Here is an 8,888-nt window from a genome sequence, read left to right as displayed (position 1 = left end):
CTGGAGGCCATGGCCTGCGGCACGCCCGTGCTCACCAGCGACCGGGGCAGTTGCCCCGAAGCGGCGGCTGGCCACGCGATCATCGCCAACCCGGAAGACGTCGCCGCGCTGGCGGCCGGCATCGAGGCCGCCGTGGCGATGCCGCAGGAACGGCGTGCGGCGGCGCTGGCGTATGCACGCACCCAGACCTGGGAAGCAACCGCGCGCGGCACGCTGGCCGTCTGGCGCGACGTGCTGGCCGAGGTCTAGCCCAGCGCCGCCAGCACCTGCGCCTCCACCTCCGCGGCGCTGATGTCCGACAGCTGCGCAGCCTGCATCAGGTGCACATGCTCGGGGTCATGTTCCAGTGGCGGGCGCGGTCCCAGCACCACGATGGCCGGCCGGCAGACGGCGGCAGCGAACTGAACGGCGCCGGTGTCGTTGCCGACGCAGGTCTGCGCGAGCGACACGGCCGCCACGCTGTCGGCGACACCGGCATCGGTCATGGCCATCACCCGCACGCGTTGCGCCGGCTCGACGCGCGCGAGGATGGCCTGGGCCAGTGGACCTTCGGCCGGCCCGCCCAACAACAGCACACCATGCCCTCGCGCAGCCAGCCGTCCGGCCAGCTCGACGAAATTGTCCTCACCCCATTGCTTGTAGGGCTCGGACGCCCCAATCGCCAGCGCGTGGAAGGGCCGCGGCAGCACGGCCAGGCGCTCGCGCATGCGCGCCAGCGCATCGGGCCGCACACTGATGCGCGGCACGATGGGCGCGCTGCAGAAGCCCTGCGCGATGGAAAAGCTGCTCGCATCCTTGTAGCCGGCCACGGCCGGGCCGCGGTAGCGCTGGATCCACGGCGACTTCGTCAGCAGCAGGCGCTGCAGCCAGGTGTCCCCAAAGCCGAGGATGGTGCGGATGCCGGCGCGCCAGCAGACAACGATGGCACGTCCCGGATGGTCGGAGAACAACACCATGCGGTCGAACCGCTTGGGTGCCAACTCGGCGCCGAAGCGCAGCAGCCCGTCCAACCCGCTGTGGCGGCCACGGCGGCGCTCGCTGCGGCGCGGGCGGCGGTCGAAATCGATGACCTCGCGCAGCCAGGGTTCGTGGCCGATGATTTCGCGCGCCATGGTTGTGGGCGGTGCGATGAGGCTGATCTGGCCGCCCTGGCTTTGCTCGGCCACGCAGCGGAAGTACTGCGCGTGCCAGACCAGGTCGCCCATGCCGTTGAGCTGCATTTGCACGGCCGTCAGGGGCCGGGTGTCTGCCGCCCCGCGGCTCACCGGGGTGGCGGATGGAGGATTCATGCGGAAGTCGGGTTGCGGTCTGCGGCAAGGGCACCGGCGAGCAGCGCATCGTAGCGTTCGCGCATGCGCGCCTGCCCATGCTCGGCCAGCGCCCGCTCGCGGGCGGCGGCGCCCAGCCGCCCAGCCAGCACTGGGTCGCGCAGCAGCCGGGCGATTGCCCCGGCGAGCGCAGGCGCATCGCCCTCACGCACCAGCAAGCCGGTGTGTTCGTGCTCGATGACACCGCGCACGCCGATGACGTCGGATGCAATGCAGGCGCAGCCTGCCGCCATGGCCTCGACCAGCGCAAGCGGCATGCCCTCGAAATGCGTGGCGAGCACGTAGATACGCTGCGAGCGCAACAGCGCCGGCACATCGCCGTGATGCCCCAGGAAAATGATCTCGTCGCCCAGCCCCGCCCGCTCGACGCGCGCCCGCATGCGCGCCATCAGCGGCCCGGTGCCGGCCAGCTGCAAGCGAGGCCTGAGCCCCTGCGCGGCAAGCAGCGCCATGGCATCGATCAATGTCGCGTGGTCCTTCTGGCGGGCGAACCGGGCGGTCATGACCAGCCCGGCTTCGCGCTCGCCTACCGGCTCCGCAAAGCGCGTCAGGTCGATGCCATTGGGGATGGCGACCGTCTTGTCCGCCGGCAGCCCCTGGTCCAGCAGGCTCTGCCGCACGCCTTCACTGACACCCACCAGCGCCGCGCTCTGCCGGGCCAGGCGTCGGCTCTGCCAGAGGCTCCACGGCGAATAGCGCTCTCGCGAGTTGTGCTCGACTTGGATCAGCACCGGTACGCGCGCGCGCAAGCCGGCCTGGCGACCGATCAGGTGCTCCGGGAAACCATGGGCTAGCACGGCCACCGGCGCGATCTCGCGCAGGCGGCCCTCCAGTTCCCCCACGGTCCAGCCATGCACCCAGTGCGCCGCCACCAGTTGCACGTCCAGGCCCCTCGCGCGCAGTGCCTCAACGCGCGCCATCGACGTGTGCCGCTTGCGCCGCAGGATCAACACCGGCTCGAAAGGGCCTTCGTGCAGGGCGGCGAGGCAGAGATCGACGGCCACCTGGGTCGCGCCGGAAAAACCACCGGTGACGAAGTGAACGACCTTGGGGCGCGCTCGGAGCGGGTTGTAGGTCGGCATGGGCGCGCAGTGTAATGAGCATCCCCCGAGCTGCGGCCGGCCGCAGCCTGCCCGGGAGACAATCGCGCCCCATGTCTTCCGACGCGACATCTTCCATCGCCCGCCGCCTGGGCCAGTACGTCTACCCCTACCGCTGGGGCGCGTTGCTGACCATCGTGGCCTACCTCGGCGTGGCCGGCACCGAGGTGATGCTGCCCAAGCTGATCGGCTACGCATTCGGCGAAGGTTTCGCCGAAGACGCTTTCCCGCTGTGGATGGTGCCAGCGGTGCTGATCGGGCTGTACGTGGTGCGCGGCGTCTGCAACTTCGCCGGGCAGTACCTTTTCAACTGGACCGTCACGCGCAGCGTGCTGGACTTCCGCACCGCGCTGGTCGACTCGCTGCTGCGCCTGGACGCCCCGATCTACACGCGCATGCAGCCCGGCACGGCGGTCACCAAGGTCGTCAACGACCCGCAGCAGATCCTGCAGCTGACCGGCGACGTGGGCATGGCCCTGCTGCGTGACGGCCTGCCGGCTATCGGCCTGGTGGCCTACCTCTTCTCGCTGAACTGGCAACTCACGGCAGCGGCGCTCGTCGTCACGCCGCTGATGGCGCTGGTGATGAAGAAGGTCAACCAACGCATGCGACTGATGTCCACGCGCTCCTATGACTCGCAGCTGGTGCTGGTCAACAAGGTCGACGACATCACGCGCGCCTGGCGCGTGGTGCGCCAGTTCGGCGCGGCGGACTACGAGCGCCGGCGCTTCATCGACGCGGCGCAGGAAGTCCGGCGCTACAACCTCAAGGCCGCCGCCGCCGGCGCGATGGCGCAACCGGCGTCGCAGTTAGTGGCCAGCGTGGGCCTGTCGCTGATCATCTGCATGGCACTGTGGCAGGCGCGCGCCGCTGGCACGGGCGTCCAGGCGTTTGCCGAGTTCGTTGCTGCCCTGCTGCTGCTGATCTCCAAGCTGCGCCACCTGTCTGACCTGTCCGCCCCGCTGACCCGCGCAGGCGTCATTGCCAGGAGCTGTCTGGAACTGCTGGACGCCCCCAAAGAGGCAGACGCCGGCACGCAGGAGCTACCCGGCCCGGCCCGCGGCGACATCGTGCTGGACGAGGTGCGCCTGACCTACCCGGGCGCCAGCCAGCCGGCGCTGGACGGTCTCAGCCTGCGCTTCGGCGCCGGCAGGACGACGGCGCTGGTGGGCGCGTCGGGCGCAGGCAAGAGCACCATCATCCATTTGTTGCTCGGTTTCGGCCGCCCCGACGCGGGACACATCCTGCTGGACGGCCAAGACATCGACACGTTGACGCGGCTGAGCCTGCGCCGCCAGTTCGCCGTCGTGTCGCAGGACATCGTGCTGTTCGACGACTCCGTCGCCGCCAACATCGCCTACGCGCAGCCGCGCGACGCCGCCAAGCTGGAGGCCGCGCTGCGGGCCGCCCACCTGTGGGACTTCGTGCAGACGCTTCCCGAAGGGGTGGAGACGGCCGTGGGCGCCAACGGCAGCAAGCTGTCCGGCGGCCAGCGCCAGCGCCTGGCCATTGCCCGGGCGCTGTACAAGGACGCGCCGATCTGGATCTTCGACGAGGCCACGTCGGCGCTGGACACCGAGAGCGAGCGCGCCGTGCAGCAGGCCCTGGCCGCTTGGTCGGGCCGCAAGACGCTGATCGTCATCGCCCATCGCCTGTCCACCATCCGCGATGCGGACGCCATCCACGTGCTGGGGGCCGGCAAGCTCGTCGAGACGGGCACGCATGCCGAGCTCGTCGCGCGCAACGGTGCCTATGCGGCGATGGTGCGCGCCCAGGCCGGCGAGACCTGACGATGAAACGGCGGGCGCTGCTGCCGTGGGCGGGCCTCATCGCGCAGCCCGCGCAACCCGTGCAACCCGCGCTCGCCCAGGCCGACACGGTGGACGCCGATACGTCAACCCGCGCAGAACTGGAGTCGCTGCCGGGCATGGGCCCGACGCTGGTGCAGCGCCTGCTGGCCGCCCAGCCGTTCAGCGATTGAGCCGACCTGATGCGCCGGGTGCCCCGCATCAAGGCTGCCACGGTGCGCCGGCTGTCGGCCGCGGGCCTGCGCGTGGCGGGCGAGCCGTCCTCAGACGCTGGCCGCGAACCCGGCTGAGCGGCTGCGCCGCAGGGTGACCGGGTCCATCTGCGGCGCCCGCGCCGGCCAGCCGAAGAAGCGCTGGACCTCGGCCCGCTTGGCCAGCGTGTCACTCATGCCGAGGTTGATGAGTTCGTTGATGAAGCTCGGCTCGAACAGCAGATAGCTGACCAGCGCCGAGCCGCTCATGGCCTTGCCTTTGCCGGACACGCCGAAAGCCCGCAGCATCGCGCGCACTGAATGAGGCAGGCTCGCCTGGTGCTCGCTGGCCAGGTCGTCCAGGCGCCGGCTCGGAGCAATGACCAGCAGCTCGATGGGCCGCAGCGCCGTCGCGGCGCGCGCCTCCCTCGGCAGCAGGGCCAGCGTGCGGTTGATGCGACGCAAGCGCTCGACGTCCACGGCCAGTGCGTCCAAGAAGATGTTGGACAGCGCATGGCCGGCAATCTGGGCCATGCTGGGATGGCCATCCATGGCGCCCAGACGGCGGCCTTCCGGCTCCTTCATGCGACCCGCACCGATGACGAGCACGCGCTCGGCGCCGAGGTGCACGGCGGGCGAGATGGGCGCGCTCTGGCGCATGGAACCGTCGCCGAACCACTCGGGTACCCCCTCCAGCTCCAGCGGCTCGGCCGGAAAGATGAACGGGATTGCCGACGAGGCCATCAGGTGTGCCAGCGTCAGCCGCGCCTGCACGGCCATGCGCTGCTCGCGCAGCCAGGGCACGACGTGATGGTGGGTCTGGAAGAACGTGACGTGCTGGCCCGACGTGTAGCTCGAGCCGGTCAGGGCCAGTGCGTGCAGGTGCTTGCCCTCGAGCATGGTCTCGACACGGCCCATGTCCAGATACCGGCCCAGCAGGTCGCGCAGCGGCGCGTTGTCGAGCAGGCTCTTCGGGTGGGTGCGGCGCCAGCGCGCGATCGCCCAGCCCAGGCTCAGCATGCTGAGCCAGCGCGCGCCGCTCTTCACGGCCTCGAAGGCATCGGCGCGGTAGATGCTCTCGACGTGCAGGCCCTGCCAGAGGTGCAGCAGACCGTCGACAGCACCGTCGAAGTCGTCGGCATGGCAAGCCAGCGCGGCAGCGTTGATGGCACCGGCCGAGGTGCCGCTGATGATGGGGAACGGGCTGCTTTGCGTGGCGCCAGCATCGCGGCGCAGCTGCGCGATGGCGGCCAGCACACCTACCTGGTAGGACGCGCGCGCACCACCGCCGGTCAGGATCAACCCCGTGACCGGCGACGGACGGACAAGCCCCTGCAACTGCGAAGAGGGCGGGGGCGGCGCGGCATGCAGCATCGGCGAAATCATCGCCGATGCCGGGCCTCAGCCAGCCTCGTAAATGACCTCGGCCGCCGTGCCCAATTTGGCGAGTGCCTCGTCGGCGGGCCAGAAACGGCTGGCCTCGCCCAGCTCCACCAGCCAGCGCGCGCCGACCTGGTCGCCCTCAGGCTCGGCCCTGACCGAGACGCGCACCGGCAGGCCGAGCTTGCGGGTACCACCCTCCTCCGTCTCCACGTCGCGCGGTGGAAAGCGCTCAACCAGATCCTTGATCAGTCCGGCTGTTCCGGCATTGCCCAGCAGCAGGTGACGGCCAAACTTCGCCCGGGACGCCGGCAGGCTCCAGACCGCCTGCACGTTCATACGCAGGCCGCCTGAGAAGCGATCGTTCTGCACCTTGCCCTGGGCGATGATGAGTTCGTCCTCAGCCAGCAGCTCCTTGTTGGCGTTCAGCAACTCCTCGTTGGCCACAGCCTCGATGGCGTCGCTCTTGTCGTCGATCTTGAAGATGGCGACGCGTCCCCGCTGGCCGTTGATGACGCGCATGCCGCTGACGATGCCGGCCACCAGCGTGGGCTCGCGACTGTCCTGCAGGTCGGCAATCTGGCGCTTGACGATGCGGCGGACCTCGGTGCCGCTCTGGTCGAACAGGTGCCCCGACAGGTAGAAGCCGATGGCCGTCTTCTCCAGCGACAGTCGCTGCTTGATGCTCCATGGCTCCTCGTGGACCAGCTCGGGCTCGGCGGTGGACGAGGCATGCGAGTCGCCGAAATCGAACAGCCCGCCCTGGTCGGCATTGGCCTCGGTCGTCTCGGCGTGCGTGTAGCCGCGCGCCACGCTGGCCAGCAGCTTGGAGCGCTCGGGGTTGATGGCATCGAAGGCCCCCGCCTTGATGAGAGCCTCCACCACCCGCTTGTTGACGGCCTTGCGGTCCACGCGCAGGCAGAAGTCGTAGAAGCTCAGAAACGGCCCGCCAGCCTCACGCGCCGCAATGATGGCCTCGATGGCGCCCCGGCCCGTGCCCTTGATGGCGCCCAGTCCGTAGTTCACCAACCGACTGGACAGCGGCTCGAAGCGGTACATGCCCTTGTTCACGCAGGGCGGCTGGAACTCGATGCCGAAGATCTTGGCGTCGTTGAGCAACACCTTGAGCTTGTCGGTGTCGTCCATTTCAATGGTCATGTTCGCGGCGTAGAACTCGGCCGTGTAGTGCGTCTTCAGCCAGGCCGTGTGATACGACAGCAAGGCGTAGGCAGCGGCGTGCGACTTGTTGAAGCCATAGCCCGCGAACTTTTCCATCAGGTCGAAGACCTCGTCGGCCTTGGCCTGGTCGATGCCCTTCTCCGCGGCCCCCTTGCGGAAGATCTCGCGGTGCATGGCCATCTCCTCGGCCTTCTTCTTGCCCATGGCGCGACGCAGCATGTCGGCCCCGCCCAGGCTGTAGCCGCCCAGCACCTGAGCCGCCTGCATGACCTGCTCCTGGTAGACGAAGACGCCGTAGGTCTCCTCCAGCACCTGGCCCAGCAGCGGATGCGGATACTCGATGGCCTCCTTGCCGTGCTTGCGGGCCACGAACGACGGAATCAGGTCCATGGGTCCCGGCCGGTACAGCGACACCAGCGCGATCAGGTCCTCGAAGCGCGAGGGCTTGGCATCCTTCAGCAGGCGCTGCATGCCGGGGGATTCGAACTGGAACACGCTCTCCGAGTAGCCCTTGCCGAAGAGGTCAAACACCTTCTTGTCGACCAGCGGCACGTTGGCCCAGTCGAAGCCCTTGCGGTCGGGATGACGGGCGACGATGAAGTCCTTGGCCAGCTCCAGGATGGTCAACGTCGCCAGGCCCAGGAAGTCGAACTTCACGAGGCCGATGGCCTCCACGTCGTCCTTGTCGTACTGGCTGACGGCGCTGGTGGAACCCGGCTGCTGGTATTGGGGGCAGAAGTCGGTGATCTTGCCGGGCGCGATCAGCACGCCGCCGGCGTGCATGCCGATGGAGCGCACCGTGCCCTCCACGCGCGCCGCCATCTCCAGCAGTCCGGCCACCTCTTCGTCGGCCTTCTCGCGCTCCTCGATCTCGGGCGACTCGTGGCGGGCATAGACCATCTTGGCCTTGTCCGGGTCGAAGTTGGGCGGTAGCTTGGCCAGGGTGACCGTCTTGCCCGGCGGCGCGGGCACCAGCTTGGCGATGGAGTCCACATGGCCGAATCCCATGCCCAGCACGCGGCCGATGTCGCGCAGCGCGCCCTTGGCGGCCATGGTGCCGAAGGTCGCGATCTGGCTGACCGCGGGCAGGCCGTACTTGTCCTTGACGTAATCGATGACGCGTTCGCGGTTGCCCTGGCAGAAGTCGATGTCGAAGTCGGGCATCGAGACCCGCTCGGGGTTCAGGAAGCGCTCGAACAGCAGGTTGTACTTGAGCGGGTCCAGGTCCGTGATGAGCAGCGCATAGGCGACCAGCGAGCCCGCGCCCGATCCCCGGCCCGGCCCCACCGGGCAGCCGTTGGCCTTGGCCCAGCGGATGAAGTCCGACACGATGAGGAAGTAGCCCGGGAAGCCCATCTTGATGATGGTGTCGAGCTCGAAATCCAGCCGCGCCACGTAGCGAGGGCGCTCCTTCTCGCGTTCTGCCTCATTGGGAAACAGGTGCTCCAGCCGCCCGACCAGCCCCTCATGGCTCAGCTCGCGGAAGTAGCGGTCCATCGGCATGGGCGTGCCGTCGTCCAGCAGCGGCGTCGGGAAATTGGGCAGTTGCGGCTTGCCCAGAACCAGGGTCAGCGAACAGCGGCGCGCGATTTCAGTGGTGTTCTGGATGGCGCTGGGCACGTCCTTGAACAGCTCGCGCATCTGGGCCTGGGTCTTGAAGTACTGGCTCGGCAGGAAGCGCTTGATGCGCTTGGGGTTGGCCAGCGTCTCGCCCTCGGCCACGCAGACGCGGGCCTCGTGGGCCTCGAAATCGTCCTCGCCGAGAAACTGGATCGGGTGCGTGGCGACAACCGGCAGGCCCAGCTCGGCCGCCAGCGGCACGCTGGCCTGCACCAGCGCCTCCTGGCCCGGCAGGCCGGCGCGCTGCAGCTCGATGTAGAAACGGTCGGGGAAAAGGGCCGA

Annotated in this window: 7 protein-coding genes; 3 read left to right on the top strand and 4 right to left on the bottom strand. The window is 69.0% G+C overall.

Features of this window, described 5'->3' with window-relative positions; genetic code table 11:
- Positions 1-249, top strand: a 249-nt coding sequence (locus VGF12_RS16305; RefSeq protein ID WP_331177100.1) for a glycosyltransferase, incomplete at its 5' end; no start/stop codon positions are given.
- On the opposite strand, the gene VGF12_RS16300 is transcribed toward VGF12_RS16305, so the two are convergent.
- Entirely contained in the window at positions 246-1,289 is a 1,044-nt protein-coding gene (locus tag VGF12_RS16300; protein ID WP_331177099.1) for a glycosyltransferase family 9 protein, read from the bottom strand. The two genes, VGF12_RS16305 and VGF12_RS16300, sit on opposite strands and share 4 nt — an antisense overlap.
- Positions 1,286-2,410 (bottom strand): glycosyltransferase, encoded by a 1,125-nt coding sequence (locus VGF12_RS16295; RefSeq protein ID WP_331177098.1) that lies wholly within the window; start codon positions 2,408-2,410, stop codon positions 1,286-1,288. The genes VGF12_RS16300 and VGF12_RS16295 overlap by 4 nt, the downstream gene beginning before the upstream one ends.
- A gap of 71 nt (positions 2,411-2,481) precedes the next feature.
- Here VGF12_RS16295 and VGF12_RS16290 point away from each other — a divergent pair, with 71 nt between their 5' ends.
- A complete protein-coding gene (locus tag VGF12_RS16290; protein ID WP_331177097.1) occupies positions 2,482-4,218 on the top strand; it encodes an ABC transporter ATP-binding protein in 1,737 nt (578 codons plus the stop codon).
- A gap of 2 nt (positions 4,219-4,220) precedes the next feature.
- Positions 4,221-4,409: a hypothetical protein gene (locus VGF12_RS16285; protein WP_331177096.1), complete on the top strand. Its 189-nt coding sequence runs from the start codon at positions 4,221-4,223 to the stop codon at positions 4,407-4,409.
- A gap of 90 nt (positions 4,410-4,499) precedes the next feature.
- On the opposite strand, the gene VGF12_RS16280 is transcribed toward VGF12_RS16285, so the two are convergent.
- Both VGF12_RS16280 and dnaE read right to left on the bottom strand, forming a co-directional pair.
- Positions 4,500-5,801 carry a patatin-like phospholipase family protein gene (locus VGF12_RS16280; RefSeq protein WP_331177095.1) on the bottom strand — a complete coding sequence of 434 codons (1,302 nt, stop codon included), beginning with the start codon at positions 5,799-5,801 and terminating at the stop codon, positions 4,500-4,502.
- Between the two features lie 27 nt (positions 5,802-5,828).
- Positions 5,829-8,888: DNA polymerase III subunit alpha (gene dnaE / locus VGF12_RS16275; RefSeq protein ID WP_331177094.1), on the bottom strand; the 3,060-nt coding region annotated here is incomplete at its 5' end.

The organism is Roseateles sp. (genome assembly GCF_036404855.1).
In the GTDB taxonomy this organism is placed as follows: domain Bacteria; phylum Pseudomonadota; class Gammaproteobacteria; order Burkholderiales; family Burkholderiaceae_C; genus Pelomonas.
Note: the sequence above shows the minus strand (reverse complement) of the source record. Positions and strands in the feature narration are given on the sequence as shown.

What these genes read in the sequence shown, in the direction of transcription:
- VGF12_RS16300 (WP_331177099.1), bottom strand. Translation starts at nt 1,289, where the DNA reads ATGAATCCTCCATCCGCCACCCCGGTGAGCCGCGGGGCGGCAGACACC.
- VGF12_RS16290 (WP_331177097.1), top strand. Translation starts at nt 2,482, where the DNA reads ATGTCTTCCGACGCGACATCTTCCATCGCCCGCCGCCTGGGCCAGTAC.
- VGF12_RS16280 (WP_331177095.1), bottom strand. Translation starts at nt 5,801, where the DNA reads ATGCTGCATGCCGCGCCGCCCCCGCCCTCTTCGCAGTTGCAGGGGCTT.
- VGF12_RS16295 (WP_331177098.1), bottom strand. Translation starts at nt 2,410, where the DNA reads ATGCCGACCTACAACCCGCTCCGAGCGCGCCCCAAGGTCGTTCACTTC.
- VGF12_RS16285 (WP_331177096.1), top strand. Translation starts at nt 4,221, where the DNA reads ATGAAACGGCGGGCGCTGCTGCCGTGGGCGGGCCTCATCGCGCAGCCC.